The following is a 26,831-nucleotide window of genomic DNA, read 5'->3' on the forward strand; positions in this document are numbered from 1 at the left end:
TCGTTGACAATGCTCTGTTGGGCTTCAATGTTGTGGAAAATCAGGTGATTTCGGCATTATGTGCGCGGCCGAACGAAGAGCACGCGCACATAATGCCTGTTTGGGCCATTGAAAAGACACTATGTGCGCGGGACTGTCGTTCAGCCGCGCACATAATGCCTGTTTACAGAAATCGAATGATCTCACGCATCTGTCACTGCTGCTTGGCGAGCAGGTTGGAGATCGGCTTGTAGATTAGGAAGGTCACCACGGCGTGGATGGCCATCTTAGCCAGGTTGAATGGCAGCAGGATTGGCAGAATCATGGCGGCGACCGCAGCGTATGACATGTGCGCGTAGATCGGGGTGATCACCAGGTTGCCGAGCAAAGCGGCCACGATGGCCAGCACGGCACCTGCCAGAATGCCGAGAGCGGCGCCCTTGCGGGAACGAATCTTACGGTAGATGAGCGATGCCGGAACAGACAGGCACAGTGCCACGAGCACGGCCATCAGCGAACCCCACGGATCGGCGAACATATGGGGCACGAAGCCCAGCACGGAGACGATGATGGCGGCGGAGGGGCCGTAGGCGAAGCCGGCAATCAGGCAGACGATGCCGGATGGGTCGTACTTCAGCCAGGCGACCGGCGTGATCGGGAATTCAATGAAGCTGGTGACCATGGCCAGTGCCACGAACAGGGCGTACATGGCGATGCGCCTGGTGGACCAGCGGCCGGAATCGGCGACGCCAGTGGAGTGCGAGCCGAGCTTGGCGTTGGCGGTTGAACCGGCTGCGCCTTCCGCCTCGGGTGCGACGGAACGGATTGCTTGCATGCGAATACGCGAAGAAATGCTCATTAGAGCCCTCGTTTCTTCCATCCGGACTATACCGTTGGCTCCGGAATCTCACCGGATCAGCCGCTTTCGCGGGTCGCGGGCTTCTGCGCGTTCCCGTTATGAACCCCGGGTGCACAGTTACCGCCAGTAAGGAATTTCACCTTCCCTGAAACTAACAGGCATATTCATACGCCATGTTCCGTACAGATGCAAGCCGTATTTCATTTTGGGCATAGCGTCATGCCCCGAACATCGGGGTTGATGCTATGCCTGCCTGTACTGAACACCGTTCGTGTGAGCTAGGGAACAAGTGTGCATAGAATGGAACCCATGAGTGAAAAGCATGCCGCAAAGCGAACCATCAACAAACTTGCCTTGATCGTCACCACCTTCAAGCGTCAGCAGCTGCTTGAAGTGCTGTTCGATTCGATTCTCGCGCTGGAACAGGCACCTTGGCGCATCATCATCGTGGACAACGAGCACTCCGACAAGACCGCCGACATGGTCAGTGAATTCTCCGCAAAGGTGACCGGCCAGTGGGGGACCACTGTGGCGGATCTTTCCGGCAACGAGGAACGTGTGGTATACGCTCCGCAAACCGAGAATCTTGGCGGCGCAGGTGGCTTCTCCGCCGGCGTGAAGAAGGCCTACGAACTTGGTGCCGAATGGTTCTGGGTGATGGATGACGATGTGGCCGTGCTGCCGGACGCCCTCGGCAAACTCGCCAAGTGGACCGATAAGCATGAAGTGATTCAAGGTTCCCGCTATGACTATGATGGCGGCCCGTTCTACTGGCAGTACGATTTCATCGTGCCGCTGGGCATTCCGAATCCCATCGCTCCGGCCGCATTCGGTCCGGCCGGATACCGTGTGATGGACACCCTGTGCTTCGAAGGTGGCCTGTTCAACCGCCGCGTGGTCAAGGCCATCGGCCTGCCGGACCCGCGCTTCTTCATCTACTGGGATGACACGATTTACGGCTACCGTGCCAGCAAGGTCACCAATCCGATCGTGGTGCCGGATGTGATTCTGCGCCGGACCCGCGAAATCGGCAACTGGGATATCGCCGGTGTGCGCCAGCTCAACTCCACCTCCGACATGAACCGTTACCACATCATGCGCAACCGCGGCTACATGGCCCGTTACTTCATGGTGCACGGCGACTTCCATCCGCTGATTTTCGGCTTCGGCACGTTCCTGACCGCAGTCAAGGAAGTAATTCGCCTCGTGATGGTGGACCGCGAACATGTGAGGACCGGCTTGGCCAAGATTGCGCAAGGCTGGTGGGATTCCCGCAAGCTGCTGCACGATCCCGACTGGAAGCCAATGCCTCCACTGGAGTAATGAAATAGCTCCCTCTGATGAGGGAGCTATTTCATTACTTACTTGTGAATAAACAGGCCGCCGTCGCCCCAGGCCCATTGGCCTTGGCCGGCGCCGATCTGGAAGTGCAGCTTGGCAATGCCCAGATCGTTAAGCGCATGATGCTCATCGCCTGCAGCCGTATCAATATGCGCTGCAGCAGTATCGTCATCCGGATTATAGGAGAACGTGATTGGCTGGCGGTTCATCGCACTTGGCGCCTTCATCGCAGCCTCAACACCGGCCTTGAACCAATCCGGAGCCTGTGCGCGAGCCTCATCGTTCATCGTTGCCGTGAATTGCTCGTAGGTCTTGCTGGAACGATGCGTGCGTTGACGCTCGCACAACTCGTCGTAGGTCATCGACTGGTACGCCAGATGATTCTTCGGATGGCCGATCACCACGCCCAGCAGTAGTTCCTCGTTGTTGGCGATGCGGCAGTGTTTCGCAGCTTCGGCCTTATCCCAAGAGCCGGCCACCCACAGTGTGGCCAGGCCTCGAAGGGTTGCGGTCAGCACCACGCGTTCGGCATAGAAGCCAGCGCGTTCCTTGGCCTGCTCATCATTCTTAGGAGCCACAAGAGCCAGATAGTTTGCGGCGCCGGTCAGATGTCCGGAAGCGTTGGCCTCCTCGAACACCTTGGGCTGGTTCAGCACCAGTTGCAGGTTTAGGTTGCCAAGCAGGTTGACCGGCTGCAATGCCATCTCAAGCTGTCGTGCCGCATCGTCATCGATCGGCTCGTCATCATAGGCGCGCACGGCGGTACGAATATTAATCGCATCAATAAGTTGATTATGTTCTGCCATGCTTCTTATTATTACCCGTTCGTGGCTCGCGGAGTCTGCGCAACGCCCGGTTTTTCGCGTGTGTCGCATGAAATTCGACTACGTAGCTGATGCATACGATTGCATCGCGTGGTCACAATCTTTGGAATGTGCTTTGCACGGCGTTACACTTAGGGCAAAGTGATTCCTCGTCTGAAACGAAAGGAAGGTCAACGATGATTGAAACTGCACAGGCTTTTGGCGTTGACATTGGCGGCTCCGGCATCAAGGCCGCTCCGGTCGATCTGGAAAAGGGTGATTTCGCCGAGCCTCGTCTGAAGATCCTGACTCCGGAGGTCTCCACGCCTCAGGCTGTGGCCGCCATCGTCAAGCAGCAGCTCGATCATTTCGAGGTGCCGGAATCCGCTCCGGTGGGCATCGCGTTCCCGGCTCCGATTAAGCCCGGCCAGAAACTGGACTTCATGGCCAATCTCGATCAGTCCTGGATCGGCGTGGACGTCACTGAAGTGTTCTCCGAAGCATGCGGTCGCCCGGTCGTCGTGGTCAACGATGCGGATGCTGCCGGCCTTGCCGAAGTGCAGTATGGTGCAGCCAAGGGCCAGGAAGGCCTTGTCATTGCAACCACACTGGGCACCGGCATCGGCACCGCGCTGATTTACAACGGTCAACTGATTCCGAACACCGAACTTGGTCACATCATCCTGAGCGCCAAGCATCTGGATGCTGAGAAGTATGCCTCCTCCGCTGTGCGCGAGAACGAGGATTTGGGCTACAAGAAGTGGGCCAAGCGCCTGACCAAGTACTACGGCCTGATGGAGAAGTACTTCAACCCGGATCTGTTCACCGTGGGCGGCGGTGTGAGCCGTGTGAGCGAGAAGTTCCTGCCGTACGTCGATATCAAGACGCCGATTGTGCCCGCCAAGCTGCGCAACCAGGCCGGCATCGTGGGCGCCGCCTACTACGCCAGCACCAAGCAGCAGTGAACTCAACGCTAGCTGCATTGCTTACAAGCTCTCCTCGTTATTGAGGAGAGCTTTTTGTCATCCCGCCAAAAAGGACGGGGCAGGTCTAAGGTAGAAGCCTATGACCGTGCATTTCTCCTCTCGCGTGGATATCAGCGCCCCGAACCCGATTGCCTCCGCCGAGGCCCAAGCCAAGGCGCAAGGCATAACCCTTGGCAAACTCAATGATTCCAACCCCACACGGCATGGCTTGGCTCCAACGTTGGTGCCGAGCGTGTACACGGCCGATCCACGTGGGCCTCGAATGGCGCGGGCGGCGTTGGCGGCATTCCTCTCCGATGGGGAAGACCGACCAGACGCAGACGATTTGTATATCCTGAGCTCCACATCCGAGGCCTATTCATGGCTGATCAAACTGCTGTGTGACCCAGGAGACGCGGTGTTGGCTCCTAAGCCCGGTTATCCGCTGATTGAATCCATTGCGCGGCTCGAAGGCGTGGAAACCGTGGAATATCAGCTGCAGTTCGACGGTTCATGGTTCATTGATGCCGCAGGTCTGGAGGAGATTCTTGACTCACCTCATGGCGAGAACATTCGTGCGTTGGTGCTGATCAACCCCAATAATCCTTCCGGTTCGTATGTGAAGCCCGACGAGCGCAAGGCCATTGTGGAACTATGCGGCAGTCATGGCATTGCATTGATCGCCGACGAAGTGTTCTATGACTACAGCCTCGAACCATTTGCCGGCAATGCCCGGCTCGCCGGCGAGCCCGGCGTACTCACCTTCGCCCTCGACGGGTTCTCCAAAATGCTCGCCGCGCCGCATGCCAAAGTCGGCTGGATTCAGGTATCCGGGCCTGCCGAAGATGTGGCGGAGGCCAAACGCCGCCTCGATGTTATCGCCGACGATTACCTGCCGATGAGCGATATCATCGCGGAACGGATCCCCGCACTGCTTGAGGCCGCTCCCGCACAAACCACCCGCGTGCAGGAACGCGTGCGTGGCAATCTTACGAGACTCCATGAACTGCTAGACGCTGACTCCAATGGGCTGGTCAATGTGCTGCGTGCCGAAGGCGGATGGAATGTGCTGCTGCGCGTGCCATCGGTCATCGACGAAAATGAGCTGGTATTGGGGCTGATTGAGCATCACAAGCTCAGCGGACAGCCTGGTTACTTCTTCGATATGACATCCAACGGCTATCTGGCCATATCTCTGCTGCCGGAGCCAGAGGAATTCGAACGCAATGTGCGGGCGATATTAGATGAGGTGGCCGCCCTCCTTGCGAGCTAGGCATACAATAGGCGGCATGGGATTCTTCTTCAAGTCCAAAGAGCTGCCGCGCCCGCAATCGCTGACTTTCCGCCTCGAGCAGGCTGGTCATACCTATGATGATGGTCAATTGGGGCTTGCGCCCACCACTCTGACCATCAGTGAGAAACGTGTGGCGATCATCGGTCTGAACGGTGCCGGCAAGTCCACGTTGTTGGGGCTGCTGGATGGCACGCTGAAGGCCACAACAGGAACGGTCCGTGTCGAAGGTGGCGAGGAGAGGCTCGATCCCGGCGTCAAGAAGGATGCCAAACGCATCGACGATCTGGTCGGCATTGTGCGCCGCGAGGAGATTCCGAACTCGTTCTACCGCGCGAAGAATATCTCCGAAGCCGTTTCCGAAGCGCTGAAGAAGCATAAGATCCCCGAGGGGGAGCGTCAGGCCCGCATCGGCAATCTGTTCGCGCATTTCGACCTTGCGCAGGTTTCCCGAGCCAAGGCCAGTGAACTTGATTCGCTGAAACGGCACCTGTTGGCCATCGCCGCCGCGCTGAGCTTCGAGCCAAGCGCCATCGTGGCGGACGAGCCCAGCAAAGGCTTGGATGAGATCGGCACCGCTCATGTGGCGAAAGCCCTGTTCAGCTACGACAAACAGGTGATTTTCGCCACGCACGATACAGATATGATTCGCCGGCCCGAATATGCAATCGACCGCGCACTCGTACTGGACGAGCACACGGTCGTATTCGATGGCACTCCCAAGGATGCCGTGGTGTTTTATGAGGATTTGATTCGCCGCAAGTATGAGGCTGCGAAAGAAGCCTGACGCCTACGCGAAGTAGAAGCCACGGAAGCCGTACTGGTAGACGCGGTAGATGTATGCGGTGCTGAGCTCCATTTTGTACTGCGCCTTCAGATTGCCGCTGTCATCGTAGACGCCGAAGACGCCCTGCATGCCGGTATCCACCAGATTGAGATCGTCGGACAGTTCCTGTGCGGAGGAGACGTACGGGGAATACGGCACATCGAAGGACTGCACTTCGGTGTAGGTGCCGGCATTCTCATCAACCAGATACTTGCGGAACTGGGAGTTCGAGTTCTCGTCCTTGGACGATTGAGCGGTGGAAATGCCGTCGATCACCGTCCAATCGTAATCCGGGCGGGTCATCGCATAGCCGAAGTTGTTGTCGAACAGATACACGTAGTATTGGCCGCTCGGCAGCGAGGAATCATACTGCACGGTAATCGAGTGCTGGCCGCCGGTGTCGCCGAAATCGCCGACCTTGGTCAGGAAGGAATCCTGCTCGCTCATACCATCCCATACGGTCGGCTCACCAATCATGTAATCCAGCTTCGGCGTGCCCTCGATATCGTTGATCTTGATCATCGTGGAGGTCTCACGGGCGGAAAGCAGAGCGGAACCATCATCCATCAGCTGAATCGTGTTGAAATGAATCCAATCCCAGCGGTTCTTGGCGGTCGGATCCGACTCGTCAATGCCGGAATGATCGGTGGAAGCCTTGTAGTCGGCGAACAGTTCGCCGAAGTCGACCAAGAGGCTCACCTTGCCGGTGGATGTGTTGACCTTGATCACCTGATCCTGCACGGCATGGTCGCTGCGCTGCAAATCAGTCGCCAGGGAGACGATGTTGCCATCGGAATCCAACGCATAATCATGGTGCAGAATAAAACGGTCGCCCAAGTCGATGTTCTTGACGATTTTGCCGAGACGATTCATCGCCACGAAGTTCTTGGTGGAGGCGGAAAGCCACATCAAGCCGTTGTTGTCGAACAGCAGACGATGGGAGCGGTAGTAGAGCACCGGCACTTCGCCGCGCAGCACGCCGTTCGCATCGTAGTAGTACATGAAATCCTGCTCGTCGGAATCATTGCCGAGAACGGCGTACAGGCCGTTGCCGAGTTCGCCGAGCGTAGTGCTGTCCGGCGAAGTGGTTTCCTCGAGCTTGACTTCCTCGCTGCCGAGCAGCTTCGGGCCGTTCTGCGTGATCGTGCGAGTGGTGGTAGTGCCGTCGGTGGCGGTGATGGTCAGTGTCACCGTGTTCTTCATCTGAGGAATCAGACCCAGAACCAGGAATTCATGCGTGGCGGAGGCCAGCGAATCCTCGGCAACGGTGGAGGCCACGGAATCCTCGTCGGAGGCGCTGGGGCTCAACGTGTTGCCGGTGGAGCTTTCCGAAGCGTTGATGGCGGAACGGATGGCGCTCGCAGCCTCATCGCTGGTCACGGCGGTGGCGGTGTAATCCGGGTAGCCGTCCGCGGAGACCGTGTAGCTTACGGTAGAAGCGGTATCGGTGGTGAAGTACACGTACATGGATGTGGTGTTCGTGCCGTATGGATTCACCTTGGTATAGATGCTGTCCACCGTGCGCTCTTTGCCGTCGCGTTCCTTGGTGAGCTGCTCATCCATCATGGACTGGTAATCGGTGGTATAGATGTTCTCCACCTGGGCGTTGAGTCGCTCAACGCGGCGCTGTTTGATGGCTGCGCTCACGTCGTCCTGATAGAACAGGCACAAGCCCAGTGCAATGGCGATGGTGATGATTGCGGCGGCAATTCTAAAAATACGGGCGCGCACGGTACTGGACATGGAAATCCTTACGATTAAGCGATACAGCACATAAAAATTACATCGTGTACATTATGGCGCGAGACTTGGAGAAGACTAAGGTAATTCCTGTGCATACGCTGAGGCTTTGCCTAAGCACGACTCGAAAAAAGTACGTAGTTTGCTGAGTCTTGGTATGCTGCCGCTGGACCATTGCACGGCCACCGCAGCACTACAGCAGTGAGAACCAGGACTGTATATCGTGCCAGAGCCCGGGATTATTGATGATCATCGCATCGTCCCTGGCCAATACGAAACAGCTCAACACCGCAATGGCCAACGCCCATAGCACCAGCAGTAAAACGGTCCAGCGCATCAGCCAACGCCATGGGGTCACGTGGGCGATGCCATCTCCCGAAGCGGCGTCGTTCGCACCGGCCAGAGATGTGCTCGGTTCACGGCCGTTGATCAGCCACAAGGTGCCGGGAACCGCGGCGAGGGCGATCAGCCAGCCGAAATCGGCCATATAACGCCAGCCCAAGCCGCCGACTGCGCTGTCGAATACGACGAGTCCTGCGCCGAGTGCTAGACAGCTCACCAGCCATGGGCGCATGCCGTGCATCTCGAGGTTGCTCAGATATGGCAGAACCAGAGACAAAAGCATCAATGGGGTCGCCGTGAACAATGCGCCGACCATCACCTCGTAATATCCCCAGACCGGCATGGGGGCGGGGGATATGGCCAACCATGGGAATTGCTGGGTGAACCGCAATGGCAGGAACAGGTAATACCAGACCGTTGACGGCATATCCGCCATGGGCGTGGTGTAACGGGTCATGTCCGAGACGGTGAATTGATAGGCGTTGCCGAAATTGAAGAGGGAACCGAAACGGGCCTTGTTCCACAGCATCAGTGGGGTCACCACAATAATGGCGGGAATGATCATGGCCGCGGGGGCTCTCAACGCTTTGAGCAGAGGAACCCTATGCTGCCTGAGATCGCCGACCATCGCTCGGATCTGTGGCCAGAACAAGGGGAATGCCAGCAAAGCGGTAAGCGTGAATGTAGGGCGGCAGCCGAAGTTCGCGGCGATGCACAAGGCGCCGGCGGCCAGACGGGGCAAGGACAGGGGAGCGGTATCGCCGGCATGCCATCGGTCGGCGGGCAGCAGTGGGCGAGCCGATGTGTCAGCGCCCAGCCAGAACCATAGGCCGAGAGAGGTGAGCGCCAATGATGCAGCGAACGGAACTTGATAGAAGTTCGTGCGGTACACCAGATATCCGACCTGCGCACCCAGCAGACCTGAGGTCGTGACCAGTGAGGCGGCCGCCAGCGATGTCTTCGGCATAACGCGGTGAATGGTGCGCAGCAACAGCATCGAGAAGAAGATGATGAACAGCAGCATCAGGAATTGTTCCGCGGCTCCCGTGGGCAGCACGCGGCCGGTCGCAAGGCGGTAGGGGGCGAAGAGCAAGGCCGCCGGCAGCACGCCGAAATAGGAGTACCAATGGCCGTCATAGAACGCGTAATCCCAATAGATGGGGCTCACGCCCTCGCTGAGCAGCTTCAAACGCGTAGGCACATCATAGGGGTGAGTGACTTGTGCCAACTGGCTGGGCACCTGCAGATCCAGCCAGGGGCGGCCGGCGATAAGGGAGTCGGCCACATGCGCATACTGGTCGAAGTCATAGGTGTAATTACCGGCCGTATGGAATGCCAATGGTGTGGAATACAGCAATTGCCAGATGATCGACCAGCCGAGCGCCGCAGTGGGAATCAGCATAATGGCGGCGAATGCGAGGCGTTGCTTGATGCTTGCCGGATTCAGCGTGATGCGCCACAGCTTGGAACCTGGTCTCCACAGCGCGATAAGCGTGAGTATCAATGCCATGGCCGCCACGCGAACCCAATTAAAGACGAACGGCACTTTGACATTGGCACGTGCGTCACTGATCGGCACTATGGCGCCGTGTTCCTCCTGGATCCATACGCGAACGACGCCCGAACCGGAAGCATTGATGTAATGGCTGCGAGACGAGGAGATGCCGATGGATTGGGCTTTGCCGGTCTGGGTGACCTGCGTCGCCTGGCTGGTGATATCCACACGCACATGAACGGTAGTAAGAGGCTTCGGGATTGCGGCGTCGCCCTGCGCGCGGGATTGCTCGTCCGCCTGCTTCCACGCTTTGGCGATGACCGATCTGCCAACGCTATCGATGCGAAGAAAATCGGATGTGCCGTCCGCGGTCAATTCCAGATAGGCGTTGGTCGGATCCGTGACGGTCAGCATACCGTCATCGGTGCGTTTTAGACCGCTGCCCAGCGCATTGTGCACGGCATTGGTATCCGTGCTGGCACCGAGCGTACGCCAGAACGGCGTATTGAACACGATGCATTCCACTGCCGTGATAATCGCCAGCGCGGCCAATACCAAGGCAAGCAGCCTGCGAATCCGCCTGAACATACGGAAAGGCCTGATGTGATGCGCTGCCGGTGCGGCTGCGGAAGAGAGGTCTATGGAATGCACGCCATTATTCTATAAGCTTTATGCCGAGCTGTATGTCTGGCAAACAGTAGAATGTGAATCATGCCAAATCGTATGTCGTTTCCCAAGAAGAAGTCCCACACGTCGTTACTGGGTGGACTCAAGGATTCGATGAACGCGCTCGCATCCGATTTGGGTCTCGTCAAACCGAAGAAGGCCGAGACCAATCCGTTCGGCGATGCGCTGCGTGAAAACAGTGAGCGCAAAGGCGGTGTGATTGACGAGCTGATTCGCAGAGCGGTGCCTATCAGCCCGGTGGTGAAGCGTCACACATTCCCCGCATTGGAGAACGTGCCTGAAGGTCTGGTGCTTGGATGGGCGCAGTTGCCGTCCACCCGTGGGCGTGGGTTCTCTCTGGGTGTGTTCCCGGACCGCGATCATTTCGCACAAGTGGCGTTCGCCGATTCGCACGGCCGTGTGTTCGTGGGCTCCGACCCGGACATGGACGTGCAGGATATGAAGCCACGGTTCATGTTCGGCAAGGAAAAGGAAGTCACGTTGCCCGATGGCGAGCGTCTGGGCCTTGATGAGCATTCTCGTGCCGGGCGTATGCGCTCGCTGGAGCATGCAGTACGTCAGCGCGCCGGCAAATCGGTGAACGCCATCGCCGGCGGAGTGGTTGGGCGAGACGATACCGGACGCATGACATGGCTCGCCTCCTGGCTGAAGACCGGCAACAGGTACACGTTGGAGCAGATGCGTGCCAACCTGCCTGCGGACATGCGCCACAACCTCGAATACCGTGATGCGATCGCCATCGCATTCTTCGCCGCATACATGCTGCCGCAGATCAACGGCCTACTGATTGGTTTCGGCTCCGGCAACATTTTCCGCCGCCTGAACCGTGAGGCGCCGATCGGTGCCATCCGGCGTTCGGTGAGGGATACGTTGGCCGCGCGAGCCCATGGCATGCGTGCCTCCGGTCTGGAGGACCATTTCGCCGATTTGATGCGCGAAGCCGGTGCGATGGACAAGTTGCCCGGCCTTGAGGCGGTGCATGGCGCCGAAGCGTTGCATCTCTATACCTCCAGCTATTCGAACAGCTACTTCTTCGCTTGGGACAAGTCCCTGGCGTTCACCCAGGCATTGAAGGCGTTGAAGATCGAAGGCAATCTCAACCGGTTCGCTGCGGTCAGCGCATGGTTGGAACGCAATTCCTCGCTCGGCCGCACGCTGACCGAAGATACGGTGACCCGTGCCGAGGCCGCGCAGATCGACATGAAGCTCATCGAGAATCCGGCGATTATGGCCCTTGATCCATACGACGGCGCCGACGAGCATCAGGCGGTGCTTCGCCTGGTGGATATCGCCAAGCAGACGGCTGAACAGATTCGCGACGATTTTCCGGATCCACGCAATACTGATGCCGGATTTGCGCATAATGGCGAATCGAGTGGGCTGGGCGGGCCAAACGGATCCGGCGAGCCCAGCGAATGGGTGTATCGTCAGACCCTTTCCACACTGTTACGCCGCCTACGCCTGCCATACCGTTTCGACGTGGAATTCCGCTCCTGCCTGGAGAACGGGGAGGTGGCGATTGGTTTCACCACTGCCGGCACATCAATGATGCCGAACAGTCGATATGACGACACCAGACACACATGGCGCAACCTGTCCAGCACCGAGCGCGCGGCCATGAGCGTGGCCTACAATCTGCGCGTTGGTCTGATGATGGCGGCGATGAGCTTCGGCGCCAGCCCGGCTGTCAAACAAGTTTCGTTGCATATCGATTCCATCGGATTGGAAGAAGCCATCGCCGAACAAGACAGTGCCATCGAACAGATGATGAGCGAGGCGTTGCGCGCGTTCGAGCATCTGCGCAGCGGCGATTTGGGCCGCTCCGGCTCCAAGGCCGATCCCAAGGACGGCGACTTCCACGGTGATCCGACGCGTCCGATCACACACGAGGAGACGTTCAACCAGAAATCCTCGTCATCGGGTGCAGGTGCTGGCTCCGGTCTGGCGAATGCGGCGGAGTCTGGCTCGGATCAGCATGCCGAGGCGCAGGAAGGCGACAATGCTTCCGGTGCCGATAACGTATCCATCGATTCCCAGTTCGAGGATCTGATGAAAGGCATCGACATCGATGAGATGGCCTTTGGACTCGGATCGGATGACGAAGCCGGCGATGACCAGAGCACGGACGATGCCGATATGGACATCAGCAATGCCGATCCGATGAGCGTGCTGCGCAGCAATCCGACTGTGCGCAACATGGTCACGGTCACGCTCACCCGTGACGCTTTCCTTGAGCGTCTGCATACGGACGGTCTTGATCATCCGCAAGCCACCTACCGCATGTTCGGCGCGGTGATGGATGTGGACGGCGAAGGCGGTCTGAAGCCCATCAACGCGGACTTCGATCTTGCCGATTCCCGTTTCTCCCCATTGGGATCGCAGGAGGAACCCGAACTGGCGGAACGTGAGTTCAACCCGGCCACCGCACAGGTGTTGGGTGCCTCCGGCAGCGACGGCTTGGCGATTCAGCGCGTGGACAGGCTGCAGCGCGCAGTCAATGAATTCCACACCATCGCCCACAACGATCAGCTGGATTCCGTGGAGAAAGCACAGCAGGCGATGAGCATCATCGATACCATGTGCGATCCGGAATTGACCAATCTTGCCTCTCAGGTGACCAGCGCGCTAATCGACGGCAAGGATACGCCGGACTTCAAGTTCACGCTTGCCGACGAGCTTGACAAGGAACGTTTGCGGGCTCGCGACCTGCTGTTTTCCGGTCAGGCCGACCAAGCCATCGAGGTGGCTGAAGCGGCGGTCGCCCGAATGGATCAGATTTTTGCGGCCGGCTCGGGCGTGCCGCGCTATTTCAACTCCTATGCCGAACGTGTGGTCTACAACCGTCTGTTCGCTACGCGCGATGAACGTACGTTGCTTATTCCGGACAACCTGTTCTACGCGCATATGGAGCTAGCCGACGTGCTCGGCCAGATCAAGGGCGCCGCGGCCGCCGTTCCGCATCTGAACCGTATGGTTGCCTACGCCCCCGCATATCCGCTTTCGCATTTAAAGCTGGCCATTCAACTGGCGCGCAATGAGGATTGGGATTCGGCCCGTGCCGCCTGTCTGAACGCGTTGCGCGTGGCCCTGGACCGTGATGATGCGGCGTTCGCCTATTACCGTTTCGCCTACTGCGAATGGATGCTCGATCATTTCGAGACCGCGGTGGCCGCATACATTATGAGCGATCATATTGCGCCCGGTGCCATCGCTTCCTTGGAAGGTGAACTGCAGGAGCTCGTGGCACGCGCCGACTCGCAGTGCATCCATGTGCCGGAATCCGTGGAATCCGCCTCCTATGTGCTGGCATCGCATGATCTGCCGGTATGGCCGAATATCGAGGTCGGCGGCATCGTGCGCGACGCCGCCCGTGTTTGCGTGGACGAGGGCATGTTCGTGCCGGCCCGCACGCTGTCGGTGGCCGTGGCACGCATGAACGATGGCGAAGGCGGCGACATCGACGTTATCCAGGCTCAGTACCTGCGCTCCCTGACTACCTGACCATTATCGGCTCCCTCTGATGGAACAGCGTATGGATGTAAAGCTGACTGAGGGAGAGAAGCTTTGGAATAATCTTCGATTCCCTAGCTCGGCTAGGATAGTCGAATATGAGCATTGAACAGTTGGCATGGGATTTTGACGATGGCGATACCGTTGCGGTAAAGCCGAATGAAGGTGCAACCAAGTTCGCGCCTGGCTCCGAGCAATGGATAGCCGCATTGCAGCCAACTGACGATGATGCCGTGCGCATTGATCGGTTGGATGTGAACACGCTGAGCGCCGAAGCCGCCGCACGGCTGTGGGCGCGTGTGGCCGCCTGGGTGGAGGCCGACCAGATCGCATACTATATCGACGATTCCCCGGTTAGCTCCGATGCCGCCTATGATGCCCGCATGCGGGTGCTGGAACGGCTCGAGGCCGCATTCCCCGCGCTTGATAATCCGCAGTCGCCCACGCATCGCGTCGGCGGCACGTTCTCCAACGATTTCGTTTCCGTACGCCATCCCAGCCGCATGATGAGCCTTGACGATGTGTTCTCCATCGAAGAGCTCAAAGACTGGTACGATTCGGTGATCCGCGACCTCGACTGGCCTGAAGGAAAGCCGCTGCCGATGAGCTGCGAGGTGAAAATCGATGGTCTCGCGCTGAACCTGATCTACCGCAATGGCGTACTGGAGCAGGGCCTGACCCGAGGCGATGGCGTCACCGGTGAAGACATCACGTTGAACGTGCGCACCATCGGTTCCATTCCGGCGAATCTGGGAGGGCCCAAGGAGGATATTCCAGACTTTGTGGAAATCCGAGGCGAAGTGTTCATGCGTTGGGATGATTTCCGTACTTTGAACGCTGAGCAGGAGGACGCCGGCCGTGCGCCGTTCGCCAACCCGCGCAATGCCGCAGCCGGGTCCCTGCGCCAAAAGGACCCGCGCATCACCGCCACCAGACGTCTCAGCTTCTACGCGCACGGTTTGGGCCAGCTCACGTGGGGTGCCGACCATCCTCGCGGTACCCATGATGTGGTCGCCGACCAGTCACAGGCCTATGAGCTGTACCAGAAATGGGGTGTGCCGGTTTCCCCGCACAATCGTTCGGTGACATCGTTCCAAGAGATTTTGGACATGATCGATTACTATGGCGAACATCGCGGCGATATCGAACATGCGCTCGATGGCATCGTGGTCAAAGTCGACGATTTGGCATTGCAGCATACGTTGGGCGCCACGTCGCGCGCACCGCGCTGGGCCATTGCGTACAAATACCCGCCTGAGGAAGTGAACACCGAACTGCTCGACATCCGTGTGCAGGTGGGGCGCACTGGTCGAGTCACGCCGGTGGCCATTTTGAAGCCCGTATATGTGGCGGGCTCCACGGTGGCCCGCACCACCTTGCATAATGCGTTCGAAGTCAAGCGCAAAGGCATTTTGATTGGCGACACCGTGGTGGTGCGTAAGGCCGGCGATGTGATTCCTGAACTCGTCGGCCCGGTATTGGAGCGGCGTAAGGGCCGCGAAGACCGGCTTCGTGAATTCGTAATGCCTGAATACTGCCCATCCTGCGGTGCCAAGCTGGCTCCCGCCAAAGAAGGCGATAAGGACATTCGCTGCCCGAACGTGGAAAGCTGCCCGGCGCAGTTGACCGAACGAGTCATCTCTCTGGCTTCCCGGAAGGCCTTCGATATCGAGCATTTGGGCGATCAATCAGCTATGGCGTTGACGAATCCTGAGGAAAACCGCCCAGGTTCGGTAGACACCTATGCGCCGAACATCGCGGAAATCATCGTCAAGCCTGGTGAGGAGCCTGAGCCATACGAGCCGGTCGCCGGATTGGAATTGCCGGCCGAGCAGACGCCAGTGCTTTCCAGTGAAGCTGGCTTGTTCGCGCTGAATGCCAACGATTTGAAGGACGTGCGTGTCTGGCGTGAAGCGGCGATCATCGAATTACGTGAAACCGTGGATGCCAACGGTAAGAAGAAGCGTACCCGTAAGCGGGTGGGCGGCTCTGGCCTGTGGCATCAGGTGCCGGCATTCTGGACGGCGCCGGTTGCCGCCAAGAAATTGACCGCCAAGCAGTTGGCCGCGCGCGGGGGAGCGGCGGCTTCAGATATCACGGTGACCGCCTACCCGGATTACGATGTTCCGGCTGATGCGGTGATTGTGCGTGTGGACCATAAGAAGACCCGTACCGGTGAGACGGATGTGCCGGTGTACATCCGCCCGGGCGAGAACACGCGCAAGATGTTCGAGGAAATGGACAAGGCTCGTCATGCCGACCTATGGCGTGTGCTGGTGGCGTTGTCGATTCGTCGTCTCGGTCCGCCCACTGCGCGCCTGATTGCCTCGGCAATGGGCTCGCTGGAAGCTATTGAAGCTGCCAGCGTGGAGGATTTGACGCAAATCGATGGTGTCGGCCCGGAAATCGCAGAATCTGTGGTGAACTGGTTTGCCGCCGCGCGCGAACCGGGGGATTGGCGTGGAGAGACCTTGCGAGCATGGACGGCAGCCGGCGTCGGCGTGGCAGCTGCGGAAAAGAGCACATTGCCGCAGACCTTGGCTGGCAAAACCGTGGTGGTCACCGGTTCGCTCGAAGGCTATTCACGTGATTCCGCCAAGGAAGCGATTCTCGAGCGTGGCGGCAAAGCCGCAGGCTCGGTGAGCAAGAAAACTGATTATGTGGTGGTTGGCGCGAACGCTGGCTCCAAAGCCGCCAAGGCCGAGGAGCTTGGTATTCCGATGCTCAATGAAGACCAATTCGGTGAACTCTTGGAAACCGGCGAAGTCAGTGCATTGCAAGCATGATCACTGGGAATACAATCGCACCTACCAGCATGAGCGTGCCTAATAGGCGTACATTTCCCGTGTAAAAATCTGTGGGCTCCCCGCCTTTGACATCAAGGAAATGCTCCAGTTTCCAGACAAGATCAGGCTTCCACAGCAGGAATACGCCAATCGCGATGAGTATTACTTCGCTGAGCACTATTTGCAGGATGATGGGCATCATCGCTCCTTTTCTTCGGCGAAAGTAATCTCATCATAGCTCTAGCATGCCGGCGAATTGCACGGTACTCTAGTGGGCGGCAATAAGGAGGATTGATGAGCGAAACCCGCGAGATTGAAGCAGCAATCTACAACCGTTTGAGCCGTGTGATCGACCCGGAATTAGGTCGATCGGTCACTGATCTGGGCATGATTGCCGCCATTAACGCGGTGCCTGCGGATGGCGCCGATGGTGAGTACGACGTCACTGTGCACGTGGAACTCACCGTGGAAGGCTGCCCACTTTCGGAAACCATCACCAATCAGATCAACGGCGCGGTCGCCTCCTACCCGGATGCCAAACTCACCCCGCATATTGAAGTCTCCTCAATGAGCCGGGACAAACTGGACGACTTGGTGGCCGATCTAAAAGCCGAGCGTAAGCAGAATCCGTTCAACAAGCCGGGTGTCAAAACCCGTATCTTCGCCATCGCATCCGGTAAAGGTGGTGTAGGCAAGTCCTCGGTGACCGCGAATCTTGCAGCCACTTTTGCGGCGCTGGGCTATGACACTGCCGCCATTGATGCGGACATCTACGGTTTCTCATTGCCGCGCCTGTTCGGTGTGCATACGCAGCCGACGAACCTGAACGGCATGCTGATGCCGGTTACTGCTTGGGGCGTAAAGCTTATTTCCATCGGCATGTTCGCGGGCGCTGATCGCGCGATCCTCTGGCGCGGGCCGCGACTGCAGCGCTCGCTGGAGCAGTTCCTGTCCGACGTATGGTGGGGTCAGCCGGATGTGCTGTTGCTTGACTTGGCGCCAGGAACCGGCGATATGGCGATTTCCGTGGCCCAGGCATTGCCGAATGCGGAGCTGGTCGTAATCACCACACCGCAGCCTTCCGCCTCCGACATCGCCGTACGCTCCGGCCTGGTTGCACTGCAGGTGCCGATGAAGGTGCGCGGCGTCGTGGAGAACATGAGCTACTACGAGCATAAGGGCGAAAAACTGCGCATCTTCGGCGAAGGCGGCGGTCAGCGAGTCAGCGAGCAGCTGACCGAAGCGTTGGGCTATGACGTGCCGTTGATGGCTCAGCTGCCGTTGGAACCTGAAGTACGCGAAACCGGCGAGGCCGGACGCCCAGCCGTCTTGGATGCCGACGGTGCATTGCGCAATGATGGCATCGGCAAGACCTTCCGGTCCCTGGCGGAGCAGCTAATGGCGTAGCATACCCCGCAGCGAATGGTTCTCATTAAGAACTGTGCGGGGATTTTTTGCTGGTTAATCGCACATGGTAGGGGCTGGGAGTGGCTGAATAAAGCCATTCTCAGCCCCTATGCATCTGTGCGTTTATGTGCGTTTTTCCCGCACTCTTCTTAATGAGAACCATTCGCTGCGGTAAGCTGCCGCACAAACCAATCATCATGCGAAACAATAATCAATGCGCCAGGGTAGCTACCGAGCGTGCGTGCGAAGGCAACCTTGGAATTGAGATCAAGATGATTCGTTGGCTCATCCATCACAATAAGCTGCGGCTTACTCACCAGTCCAAGGCATAGCAGCAGTTTGCGCAGCTCACCGGGGGAGGCCACCTCACCTTGAAGAAGCCGATCAGGATCTGCATTAAGCTGCGCGTATGCGCTTAACACCATCGATTTATCGGCTTGGCTTAAACCATGCAGCAATGTCATAGCCCGCTCGGTATCCGCAAGCGTTGTATTTTGCTGGATGACCAGCATAGGTATATCAATGGCAGCATCAATCATCGCGCGTATCAATGTTGTTTTCCCAGCTCCATTTGGCCCAATAATGGCAAGATGGTCACGCGGACCAATGCTGATCAATGGTATTTTCACTCCTTGAGGAGCTTCGCCATCCTGTGGAGGATTAAGCCGAATGACATTGCTTGATTGAGCCGCCATAGTCAACGATTTGTCCTTAAGCTGTTCCGGCAATAGTTGCTTATTGAATGGAATGACTTCTGATTTCAGGCGGATTAATTCGCGTCTGCTACTGGGTTCGATATTCAGCCAAATATTGCCGTCGTACCGTTTGGATGCCGTCGATATCGCTTCGCCGGTTTGCCGGACCTTGGCGAGCCGGCCATTGAGCTGCGCGTATGAGCGACTGACTCCGGCGTCCAGTCCGGTCATTTTTGCCAGATTCCTGCGATTGCGGGCGTCGTGGTCCTTGGGATTGATGCGCTCTCCGTGCTGCTTGGCGGATTCGATCTGCTGCACCTTGGCAAATCGTTGCGACTGTGCGGATTCCAATCGGCTGATCTCTTTTCGAGCATCGGCAAGCCGTTGCGAAGCGGCACGGTCATTACAGTGCTTCTGTTGCGTGGCTTGACTGTAATTGCCCTGATAGGTAATGATCTCGGTGAGATTTCGCCCGTTGACGTGCCTGCGTTCAAACATGATGCAGCGCGTGCAGGTGGCGTCGATGAGCGTCACATCATGGGAGACAACGATGCCAATTCCTTGGTAATTTCGCATGACCTCAATGATGGCTTGCTGAGTGGGCTCGTCAACATGGTTTGTCGGCTCATCGAGTATCAGTACATCGGGATTCAAAATCAACGCGCATGCGATTTGCAGACGCTTCCTTTCTCCTCCTGACAAGGTGTCATACCGGTATGCCCAATCATCTTCAATGCCGAGTCGCTCTCGAATCCGAATGGTTTCAGGCTGCCAATCGGCGGCGAAGTCTTCCAGATTCACGGGCCGGACCGCTATATCTTGTGGACAGTAGCTCAACACGAGATTATTGGGCGACACTTGACCGCTATCAGGACGGAGTTTGCCTCGCGCGATTGCCATCAATGTTGATTTGCCGATGCCGTTATCGCCCAATACCGCAGTCCAACCTTGTGGGAAAGTGCAATTGGCCTGAGCGAAGAGCGGACTGTCGGCCGTCGGATAGGTAAAAGTGATATTGCTTAAGGACAAGGTGATAGGTTGCATAAGCGCCTCCATATGGTTGGGCGCACTGCCTTTTTGCGAGTGATGGCAGCGGATACAGATTGATAGCAGCATGGCAGTGCGCGTCGATGCGCATGGTATCCGCAGCTATCAGATCAGCAACTTAGTATGTCCTTTCTTTTGCGATGTCAGCATAGCACATCCCGCAGCGAATGGTTCTCAATAAGAACCGTGCGGGGATTTTTGCCGGCGAATCGCACATGGTAGGGGCTGGGAGTGGCTGAATAAAGCCATTCTCAGCCCCTATGCATCTGTGCGTTTATGTGCGTTTTCCCCGCACGTTTCTTATTAAGAACCATTTGCTGCGGGGAAATCCCAGAGCCGGGCTGACCGTACAAGATGTCGTTGCCGATTGACTATGGTTTTCGCCATGTCAAGAAAATGCTGGCGAGCTTCGGAGGTACGAAAATCATCGGCGGTGACTAATATGACAACCCATCCGCGTGTCTGCAGCTTATTGATGCGTGCCATATCTGCGCGCATTTGAGCGGGATCTGCATGGTATGCGCCTTGGTATTCAAACACGACTTTGCAATCGGGGTAGGCCATATCCGCAATGACATAGGAATTGTCGCCGAAATTGATACGGTAGTTAGGAATCGGTTTACCTAGGCCCGAGTCGTTAAGCGTTCCATACAATGTTGTCTCAGGTGGTGAATCCGTGTTTTCAACGATGTAGGGGAGTGCGGCAAGGCACGTATTACGGCCTACGAATTTCGGGCTAGTATCTAAATATTTTTTCAATTTATTGAGTGTCGTGACTTTGCGGCTGCGATGACGGCTCATCAATGCTGAGCCTAAGGCGGCTAGTTCTTCCACACTGCAATATTTCGCCATTTGTGCCCATGTCATAGCTGGTGATGTCACCCAAAATTGCTCATATTCACGTTTGAGATACTCCTCTTTGCCTTTAAATACATGGAAGGTCACACCTTTGATCTCGCTTCTCATGGATGCGTTCGGCACGGTTGCGTGGACGGTATCTAAGGTAAGTGCGCAACTCTTAGGTATTGGTGCACCCCAATAATTTGCGGCGTTGGTGAACCCGACGCGTAATGGACCACGGGCTCGTTGCGCTGCCTCATTGCATCGGTCCCGTTCGATTTTCCGCTTGGCGGCGATGCTCTCATTCATAAAGGAAACCATGCCTCGACGGTAAATGTCTTGGGGCATAGTCTGCAAGCTAATTGGGGGTATGTGGTTCGAGCTTTGGAAGTTATCCACATTACTTTCCCACAGCGAATGGTTCTCAATAAGAAACGTGCGGGGAAAACGCGCATAAACGCACAACCGAACAGGGTTGAAATTGGCTTCGTTCTGCGAATTCCAGCCTGATCATGTGAGATTACACCCAAATAATCCCCGCACGCTTCTTATTGAGAACCATTCGCTGTGGGAAGGGCAGCTAATGCTGAGCGCGCCAGATGTCCGGCTCGACGTAGATCTCCCACTCATACCACGGCAATGCGCCGCGAATATTGGTCTCGATCTTATCGACGGTCTGCACGTCGAAATCACGGTCAAGCTTCGAGGTCTCGACTTTCAGGCACAGCAGTACCGAATCCTCATCCATGTGAATCGCCTGCATATTGATCAGGCGGTCCACGCCGCTGGTGCTTTCCACTGCCTTGACCACTTGGGCGCGCGTGCTTGGGTCAAGGCTTTCGCCAACCAGCAGGGAACCGGATTTAAAAGCCAAGGCCGCCGAACCGCAGACCAGCACCAAGCCGACGAGCATACCACCGATGGCATCATAGAGTTCGTCGCCGGTGATAATGGACAAGCCGATGCCGAGCCCTGCGAAAGCCAAGCCGATCAATGCCAGTGTGTCTTCCATCATTACTGAAGCGAGTTCGGCCGACTTGGTGCGGCGCCAGAACCCGACCAAGGAACTATCCTCAACCTTGACTCGTTTCATACGTTCGCGGGCCTCATGCACGGAAGTATGCAGGCCATAGCCTTCCAAGCATGCGGAAACACCTACCACAACCAATGCGGCGATCAATTCCAGCGATTCGGCCTCGCGCGGCACGGTGCCTTCAATCAGACCGCCGAGTTTGCCGGCGGCCTGCGAAACCGCAAAGACGCCGCCGACGAAGAACAGCAACGTTGCCACAATGAAGCTGGCCAGATATTTCACACGATGCAAGCCGAATGGGTGATCTCCGCGGGATTTATGATCAGAAGCCTTATCTCCCAACATCAGCACGAGTTCGTTGGCGCAATCAGCCACCGAATGCACGGATTCCGAAAACATTGAAGACGAGCCGGTAAATGCCGCGGCGGCGAATTTTGCGCAGGCGACACCGACATTGGCAAGCAGAGCAGCCTTGACTGCGGCTCCTGCATTCTTCTGATCAGACATGATGATTCCCTCTTTCGAGGCAGCATTATAGGCGCCTGTAACGTACTTTCAGGGTATACTAGCCACTCATGGGAAAAACGACGATCAGGGTAGCTTTTGATGACCCGCTTGAGGCGGCGCATTTCCTGCAACAATGCCGTAGAAAAGGTTATGATGCGCAGGTGGAGGACTCGCGCCCGCAGGTCAAGCGCAATGGTCCGGCTTTGGCGGCATGGCTGAAGGCGCATCCCGGCTGGTATAAGGTGGGCGAGTCGGTTAATCGTGCGGCGGCCAATAAGGCGGTGTTGAAAATCCGCAATGGCGAGCGCCGTGGTTTCGAGGGCGGCAAATTTGAGGCCCGCATGGAGAATCAGGATGGCAGCTGGCTGGTGTATGCGCGTTACGCCGGCAGGGTGACCAAGGTGCGTAAGCCTCAAGCCGAAGGTATGGAGCCGTTGTTCTAAGACATTTCAGTGTCCTGTGCGCATCAGGAATCCAGCAATAGGAAAGAAACAGTAAAACCCCAGCTGCATTAAGCAACTGGGGTTTTACCATGACCTGAAACTACCTATCAGATGTGGTAGTAGAGCTCGTACTCGAGCGGGGTCGGGGTCAGGCGAGCCTGATCGATCTCGTCGCGCTTGAGGCCAATCCAGGTCTCGATGAGATCGTCGGTGAAGACGTCGCCAGCGGTGAGGAAGTCGTGATCCTCTTCCAGGGCGTCCATGGCCTCAGACAGGGAGCTCGGAACCTGCTTGATGCCAGCGTGCTCTTCCGGCGGCAGCTCGTAGAGGTCCTTGTCGACCGGCTCCGGAGGCTCGATGTGGTTCAGAATGCCGTCCAGACCAGCCATCAGCTGAGCGGAGAAGGCGAGGAACGGGTTGCAGGACGGATCCGGAGCGCGGAACTCGATACGCTTTGCAGCCGGGGAGGTGCCAGCCAGCGGGATACGGATGGCTGCGGAACGGTTACGAGCGGAGTACACCAGGTTGACCGGAGCCTCGAAGCCCGGAACCAGACGGTGGTAGGAGTTCAGGGACGGGTTGGTGAAGGCCAGCACGGAGGAGGAGTGCTTGATCAGGCCGCCGATGTACCAGCGAGCCAGATCGGACAGGCCAGCGTAGCCCTTCTCATCGTAGAACAGCGGCTTGCCGTCCTTCCACAGGGACTGGTGGCAGTGCATACCAGTGCCGTTGTCGCCAGCAATCGGCTTCGGCATGAAGGTTGCGGACTTACCGGCCAGAGCAGCGGTCTCGTGGACGACGTACTTGTACTTCATCAGGTCGTCGCCTGCATGCTGCAGGGTGTTGAAGCGGTAGTTGATCTCCTGCTGACCAGCGCCGGCCACCTCGTGGTGGGAACGCTCGAGGATCAGACCAACCTTCTGCAGGTTGGCGACCATGTCGTCGCGCAGATCCTGGGTGTGGTCAATCGGCGGAACCGGGAAGTAGCCGCGCTTGACGCGGTTCTTGAAACCGATGTTCGGGGTGCCGTCTTCTTCAACGTCAACGCCGGAGTTCCACGGAGCTTCGATGGAGTCGACCTCGTAGAAGGAACGGTTCATGCCGTTCTCGAAACGAACCTTGTCGAAGATGAAGAACTCAGCTTCAGGAGCGAAGGATGCGGTGTCGGCGATACCGGTGGACTTCAGGTAAGCTTCGGCCTTGCCGGCGACCTGACGAGGATCGCGGGAGTACGGCTCGTCGGTCAGCGGGTCGACGATGGAGAAGGCCACGTCGAGGGTCTTGTGCTTACGGAACGGATCAACGAATGCGGTGGTGACATCCGGCACCAGCTTCATATCAGACTCGTTGATGGCCTGGAAGCCCTGGACGGAGGAACCATCGAACGGCATGCCGTCGGTGAAGGCGTCCTTCAGGAACTCGCTAGCCGGCACGGTGAAGTGCTGCTGAACGCCGATAAGATCGGTGAAACGGACGGAGACATACTCGATGCCTTCCTTATTGATAAGGGCCTCGGCGTCTTCCTTGGACTTGAGTTCGGTCACGGGACCGCTCCTTTCGTGTGGAATTTAACGATATCCATCGTAAAATCGTGCGTTTCGCAAGCTCGAAACTTGGGTTACGAGAATGTTTCGTACTGGTTGATGGCAATTCATAAACCGCGGAATTTCAAGGAATTGAATTTTTCGGAAGAGTGTGATGGCGTGCTTACTTCGTCCGCAACGTGGACAGTTCGTGTATGCAAAAAGCCCGGTCCATTCATCTTCACCATGAATGGACCGGGCTTGGTCAGTCGAAGATCCGCTATAAATAAATCAGCGGCCGCGCATCGCGCGACGGGAGACCTTCTGCGGATGGTAGGGGTCGATGCCCTTCGGGATGTTGTAGCCGGTCTTGGCCTGCAGCGTGCGCAGACGATCGTTCAGCGTGGACATCTCGGCCTTGGTCAGCAGGAAGCGACGACGCGGGTGGATCTTGGCGATCAACGCGTTCTTGTGATTGGTCGGCTCGTAGCTCTTGGAGTGGGTCACCTTGTCGCGCAGCTTGTCCAGCGGCACCTGCTTGGGGCCGTGGCCCACAGGAATGCGGTAGACCGGAATGGAGGAGCCAGCCGTGACACCCTTGATTTCGCGCTCCTGACGATCCATGGCCTTCATGATGCGGCCGTAGTCGCCTTCGCCGATCAGGTAGATGCCGTTCATCGAAGTGCCGCGCCAGATGGCGTCCTTGGTCTTCGGATCGATCCACACCGGCTCCTGCGGGAAGTCGAAACCGGCCTTGCTCATGTTGCTGAGCACGCCGATGGCGGCACCCGGCTTGCCATCGATCTGCTTGTAGCCCACGGCATCCGCGCGGCGGGTCAGCATCATCGTGGCGAACAGCAGACCCAGCATCACGGCGGTGATCATCAGGAAGATCCAAGTGAGCCAAGACCACTTGAAGATCAGGCCGATGATGATCATGACCACAACCGGCAGCAGGAAGGAGCCGGCCTCAAGCCACGGCAGAGCCTTGTCTTCCTTGGCCGTGTACTTGTAGATCTGGATAACCTGCTTGATTGTGCTTTGCTTCTTGGGCTTTGCTTCCTTGTCCGCCATCACTCTTTCCTTTACTGCATGGTCTTCAAAACGAACACACTGGCAAACAACTGTATCAGGTGCGCTGGTCTGCGATTATCGCGTGTGTAACGGGCGTCCGTCGGCCTTGAGCAGCGCCTCGCCCAGCGTCTCGCTGAACGTGGGATGAGGATGGATGAGGCGTGCGGCATCCGCGAGCGGCACATGATTGCCAACAAGCTGTTCGGCTTCGGCGATGATGTCTGAAGCCAGGGGAGAAACCATATGCACGCCAAGCACTCGTGGAGTATCGGGGTCGTCTTGACTACAGCCGGACACCACGGTCAGTGATCCGGCGGTGCCACGCATGAGCATACGGGCGTTGGCCATCATCGGGTACACGGTTTCCTTGACCTCAAGCAGGTCATCTCGCTCCTGCGCCTGATCCAACGTCAGCCCGACTGATGCGGCTTCAGGGGAGGAGAACACAACTTGCGGCACGGTCGCTTCGTCTACCGGTGCAACATGCAGACCGGCGATGGTCTCCGCAATGACCAGGCCCTGCTCAAAGGCGCGATGCGCCAGCGCATGGCCGACAGTGACGTCACCCACAGCCCAGACGCCGGGAACATCGGTTCTGCCGAACGCATCCGTGGCAACGAGCCCATTCCCGGTCAGAGACACGCCCCATGCCGGGTCAGTATTGGGATCACGGCCGATGGCGGCCAAGGCGATTTCACCCCAAACCTGCTGCTCGCCGTCAACGCCGTCGCGCGTGTAATGCACAGTGGCACCCAGGTTCGCGCCGACATCCACATGGGTCACAGCGGTATGGGTAATGATATTGACGCCGTGACGCTTGAGCTCGCGAGTCAGCGTGACTCCGGCACGACGATCCCAATTCGAGAGCACACGGTCTTTTCGAATCAGTAACGTGACGTTCGATCCGGCTGCATTCCACATCGAAGCGAATTCCAAGGCCACCGCGCCGGCTCCGATGACCACGGCTGAGGAGGGGAATTCGTTGAGCTCCAATGCCTGGGTGGAGTCAATCAGTGCCGCGGCAAATGGATTGTTCGGCAGCGGGCGAGGCTTGGCTCCAGTAGCGATAACGATATGGTTCGCCACCATGTCGATATTGGTGCCGGCCGGCTCCGGCACGTCCGCCTTATGGTAAACGGTTATGCCGTCCTGGCCGGGAGCAGGGGCCAGATGCACGGCATGCCTTCCGTCGGCATCGGTCTCGTCGGCCTTGAATGATGCGAGCGCGCGGAACACGGTAATGCCGCGATGTGCCAAAAGACCGGCGAGCCCGCGGACCATCGTGTCGACGATGCGCAGTTTGTAGTCGTGCAGTGTGCCGAAATCGATGCCATCGACTGTGGCGTTGACGCCAAGCTCGGCCGCCCGGTGCACGGTGTCGATGGTATGAGTGGCCGTGATCAATGCTTTGGAAGGAATGCATCCGCGATTGAGACAGGTGCCGCCAACGGTGGCGTCGCGCTCGATCAAAGCGACCTTCAGCCCAAGTTCCGCTGCTCGCAACGCAGTGGAATATCCGCCAGGACCTGCGCCGATAATCGCTATATCGTATTGCTCGCTCATTATGCACTCCTTTGTTCGCGGCCGGTACCTATGCGAGCCGGACCATCATCCCCACCATATGACTATGGCTCCCAT

19 protein-coding genes and 1 riboswitch are annotated in these 26,831 nt (G+C 57.6%); of the genes, 8 read left to right on the plus strand and 11 right to left on the minus strand.

Annotated features, from left to right (window positions below):
• Positions 1–193 precede the first annotated feature (193 nt).
• Positions 194–838 carry an ECF transporter S component gene (locus CSQ86_RS03430; protein ID WP_100493659.1) on the minus strand — a complete coding sequence of 215 codons (645 nt, stop codon included), beginning with the start codon at positions 836–838 and terminating at the stop codon, positions 194–196.
• Positions 839–843: 5 nt separating this feature from the next.
• Positions 844–995, minus strand: a riboswitch (FMN riboswitch).
• A 152-nt stretch (positions 996–1,147) separates the two neighbouring features.
• Between CSQ86_RS03430 and CSQ86_RS03435 the strand changes: the two genes are divergently transcribed.
• A complete protein-coding gene (locus CSQ86_RS03435; RefSeq protein ID WP_100493660.1) occupies positions 1,148–2,161 on the plus strand; it encodes a glycosyltransferase family 2 protein in 1,014 nt (337 codons plus the stop codon).
• A gap of 38 nt (positions 2,162–2,199) precedes the next feature.
• On the opposite strand, the gene CSQ86_RS03440 is transcribed toward CSQ86_RS03435, so the two are convergent.
• Positions 2,200–2,985: a nitroreductase family protein gene (locus CSQ86_RS03440; protein WP_100493661.1), complete on the minus strand. Its 786-nt coding sequence runs from the start codon at positions 2,983–2,985 to the stop codon at positions 2,200–2,202.
• Positions 2,986–3,179: 194 nt separating this feature from the next.
• On the opposite strand from CSQ86_RS03440, the gene ppgK reads away from it, so the two are divergent.
• From ppgK to CSQ86_RS03455, 3 genes are all read left to right on the plus strand, one after another.
• Entirely contained in the window at positions 3,180–3,947 is a 768-nt protein-coding gene (gene ppgK / locus CSQ86_RS03445) for a polyphosphate--glucose phosphotransferase (protein ID WP_100493662.1), read from the plus strand.
• A gap of 100 nt (positions 3,948–4,047) precedes the next feature.
• Positions 4,048–5,220, plus strand: coding sequence for a pyridoxal phosphate-dependent aminotransferase (locus CSQ86_RS03450; protein ID WP_165773716.1), 1,173 nt, complete (start codon positions 4,048–4,050; stop codon positions 5,218–5,220).
• Between the two features lie 16 nt (positions 5,221–5,236).
• Positions 5,237–6,025, plus strand: a complete 789-nt coding sequence (locus CSQ86_RS03455) for an ATP-binding cassette domain-containing protein (RefSeq protein ID WP_100493663.1) — start codon at positions 5,237–5,239, stop codon at positions 6,023–6,025.
• 3 nt (positions 6,026–6,028) lie between these two features.
• Here the strand turns inward: CSQ86_RS03455 and CSQ86_RS03460 are convergent, their stop codons facing one another.
• Positions 6,029–7,807: an aryl-sulfate sulfotransferase gene (locus tag CSQ86_RS03460; protein WP_100493664.1), complete on the minus strand. Its 1,779-nt coding sequence runs from the start codon at positions 7,805–7,807 to the stop codon at positions 6,029–6,031.
• Between the two features lie 190 nt (positions 7,808–7,997).
• On the minus strand, positions 7,998–10,229 hold the full coding sequence (locus tag CSQ86_RS03465; RefSeq protein WP_100493665.1) for a hypothetical protein: 2,232 nt from the start codon (positions 10,227–10,229) through the stop codon (positions 7,998–8,000).
• Positions 10,230–10,421: 192 nt separating this feature from the next.
• Between CSQ86_RS03465 and CSQ86_RS03470 the strand changes: the two genes are divergently transcribed.
• Together CSQ86_RS03470 and ligA are read left to right on the plus strand one after the other, a co-directional pair.
• Positions 10,422–13,829 (plus strand): hypothetical protein, encoded by a 3,408-nt coding sequence (locus CSQ86_RS03470; RefSeq protein ID WP_100493666.1) that lies wholly within the window; start codon positions 10,422–10,424, stop codon positions 13,827–13,829.
• Positions 13,830–13,936: 107 nt separating this feature from the next.
• Positions 13,937–16,624, plus strand: coding sequence for an NAD-dependent DNA ligase LigA (gene ligA / locus CSQ86_RS03475; protein WP_100493667.1), 2,688 nt, complete (start codon positions 13,937–13,939; stop codon positions 16,622–16,624).
• Here the strand turns inward: ligA and CSQ86_RS03480 are convergent.
• Complete coding sequence (locus CSQ86_RS03480; RefSeq protein WP_133119262.1) at positions 16,605–16,826, minus strand: DUF6199 family natural product biosynthesis protein; 222 nt, start codon at positions 16,824–16,826, stop codon at positions 16,605–16,607. The two genes, ligA and CSQ86_RS03480, sit on opposite strands and share 20 nt — an antisense overlap.
• Before the next feature lie 92 nt (positions 16,827–16,918).
• On the opposite strand from CSQ86_RS03480, the gene CSQ86_RS03485 reads away from it, so the two are divergent.
• Positions 16,919–18,031, plus strand: a complete 1,113-nt coding sequence (locus CSQ86_RS03485) for an Mrp/NBP35 family ATP-binding protein (protein WP_100493669.1) — start codon at positions 16,919–16,921, stop codon at positions 18,029–18,031.
• A gap of 149 nt (positions 18,032–18,180) precedes the next feature.
• On the opposite strand, the gene CSQ86_RS03490 is transcribed toward CSQ86_RS03485, so the two are convergent.
• From CSQ86_RS03490 to CSQ86_RS03500, 3 genes are all read right to left on the minus strand, one after another.
• The gene (locus CSQ86_RS03490) at positions 18,181–19,770 is read right to left on the minus strand and encodes an ATP-binding cassette domain-containing protein (protein WP_100493776.1); all 1,590 of its coding nucleotides are present in this window, start codon (positions 19,768–19,770) and stop codon (positions 18,181–18,183) included.
• A 306-nt stretch (positions 19,771–20,076) separates the two neighbouring features.
• Positions 20,077–20,922 (minus strand): PDDEXK family nuclease, encoded by an 846-nt coding sequence (locus CSQ86_RS03495; RefSeq protein ID WP_100493670.1) that lies wholly within the window; start codon positions 20,920–20,922, stop codon positions 20,077–20,079.
• 271 nt (positions 20,923–21,193) lie between these two features.
• The gene (locus CSQ86_RS03500; protein WP_100493671.1) at positions 21,194–22,153 is read right to left on the minus strand and encodes a cation diffusion facilitator family transporter; all 960 of its coding nucleotides are present in this window, start codon (positions 22,151–22,153) and stop codon (positions 21,194–21,196) included.
• Positions 22,154–22,221: 68 nt separating this feature from the next.
• On the opposite strand from CSQ86_RS03500, the gene CSQ86_RS03505 reads away from it, so the two are divergent.
• Positions 22,222–22,596 (plus strand): hypothetical protein, encoded by a 375-nt coding sequence (locus CSQ86_RS03505; protein WP_100493672.1) that lies wholly within the window; start codon positions 22,222–22,224, stop codon positions 22,594–22,596.
• A 107-nt stretch (positions 22,597–22,703) separates the two neighbouring features.
• Here CSQ86_RS03505 and glnA read toward each other — a convergent pair whose 3' ends face one another.
• From glnA to CSQ86_RS03520, 3 genes are all read right to left on the minus strand, one after another.
• Positions 22,704–24,140, minus strand: coding sequence for a type I glutamate--ammonia ligase (gene glnA / locus CSQ86_RS03510; protein ID WP_100493673.1), 1,437 nt, complete (start codon positions 24,138–24,140; stop codon positions 22,704–22,706).
• Between the two features lie 270 nt (positions 24,141–24,410).
• Positions 24,411–25,193 (minus strand): DUF4191 domain-containing protein, encoded by a 783-nt coding sequence (locus CSQ86_RS03515; RefSeq protein WP_100493674.1) that lies wholly within the window; start codon positions 25,191–25,193, stop codon positions 24,411–24,413.
• A gap of 75 nt (positions 25,194–25,268) precedes the next feature.
• Entirely contained in the window at positions 25,269–26,756 is a 1,488-nt protein-coding gene (locus CSQ86_RS03520; protein ID WP_100493675.1) for a dihydrolipoyl dehydrogenase family protein, read from the minus strand.
• Positions 26,757–26,831 lie beyond the last annotated feature (75 nt).

Source organism: Bifidobacterium felsineum, assembly GCF_002802915.1.
In the GTDB taxonomy this organism is placed as follows: Bacteria; Actinomycetota; Actinomycetes; order Actinomycetales; family Bifidobacteriaceae; genus Bifidobacterium; species Bifidobacterium felsineum.

Excerpts from the sequence above, each read along its gene's own strand:
- CSQ86_RS03430 (WP_100493659.1), bottom strand. The coding sequence starts at position 838 with ATGAGCATTTCTTCGCGTATTCGCATGCAAGCAATCCGTTCCGTCGCA.
- CSQ86_RS03435 (WP_100493660.1), top strand. The coding sequence starts at position 1,148 with ATGAGTGAAAAGCATGCCGCAAAGCGAACCATCAACAAACTTGCCTTG.
- CSQ86_RS03440 (WP_100493661.1), bottom strand. The coding sequence starts at position 2,985 with ATGGCAGAACATAATCAACTTATTGATGCGATTAATATTCGTACCGCC.
- ppgK (WP_100493662.1), top strand. The coding sequence starts at position 3,180 with ATGATTGAAACTGCACAGGCTTTTGGCGTTGACATTGGCGGCTCCGGC.
- CSQ86_RS03450 (WP_165773716.1), top strand. The coding sequence starts at position 4,048 with ATGACCGTGCATTTCTCCTCTCGCGTGGATATCAGCGCCCCGAACCCG.
- CSQ86_RS03455 (WP_100493663.1), top strand. The coding sequence starts at position 5,237 with ATGGGATTCTTCTTCAAGTCCAAAGAGCTGCCGCGCCCGCAATCGCTG.
- CSQ86_RS03460 (WP_100493664.1), bottom strand. The coding sequence starts at position 7,807 with ATGTCCAGTACCGTGCGCGCCCGTATTTTTAGAATTGCCGCCGCAATC.
- CSQ86_RS03465 (WP_100493665.1), bottom strand. The coding sequence starts at position 10,229 with ATGTTCAGGCGGATTCGCAGGCTGCTTGCCTTGGTATTGGCCGCGCTG.
- CSQ86_RS03470 (WP_100493666.1), top strand. The coding sequence starts at position 10,422 with ATGAACGCGCTCGCATCCGATTTGGGTCTCGTCAAACCGAAGAAGGCC.
- ligA (WP_100493667.1), top strand. The coding sequence starts at position 13,937 with ATGAGCATTGAACAGTTGGCATGGGATTTTGACGATGGCGATACCGTT.
- CSQ86_RS03480 (WP_133119262.1), bottom strand. The coding sequence starts at position 16,826 with ATGATGCCCATCATCCTGCAAATAGTGCTCAGCGAAGTAATACTCATC.
- CSQ86_RS03485 (WP_100493669.1), top strand. The coding sequence starts at position 16,919 with ATGAGCGAAACCCGCGAGATTGAAGCAGCAATCTACAACCGTTTGAGC.
- CSQ86_RS03490 (WP_100493776.1), bottom strand. The coding sequence starts at position 19,770 with ATGCAACCTATCACCTTGTCCTTAAGCAATATCACTTTTACCTATCCG.
- CSQ86_RS03495 (WP_100493670.1), bottom strand. The coding sequence starts at position 20,922 with ATGAATGAGAGCATCGCCGCCAAGCGGAAAATCGAACGGGACCGATGC.
- CSQ86_RS03500 (WP_100493671.1), bottom strand. The coding sequence starts at position 22,153 with ATGTCTGATCAGAAGAATGCAGGAGCCGCAGTCAAGGCTGCTCTGCTT.
- CSQ86_RS03505 (WP_100493672.1), top strand. The coding sequence starts at position 22,222 with ATGGGAAAAACGACGATCAGGGTAGCTTTTGATGACCCGCTTGAGGCG.
- CSQ86_RS03515 (WP_100493674.1), bottom strand. The coding sequence starts at position 25,193 with ATGGCGGACAAGGAAGCAAAGCCCAAGAAGCAAAGCACAATCAAGCAG.
- CSQ86_RS03520 (WP_100493675.1), bottom strand. The coding sequence starts at position 26,756 with ATGAGCGAGCAATACGATATAGCGATTATCGGCGCAGGTCCTGGCGGA.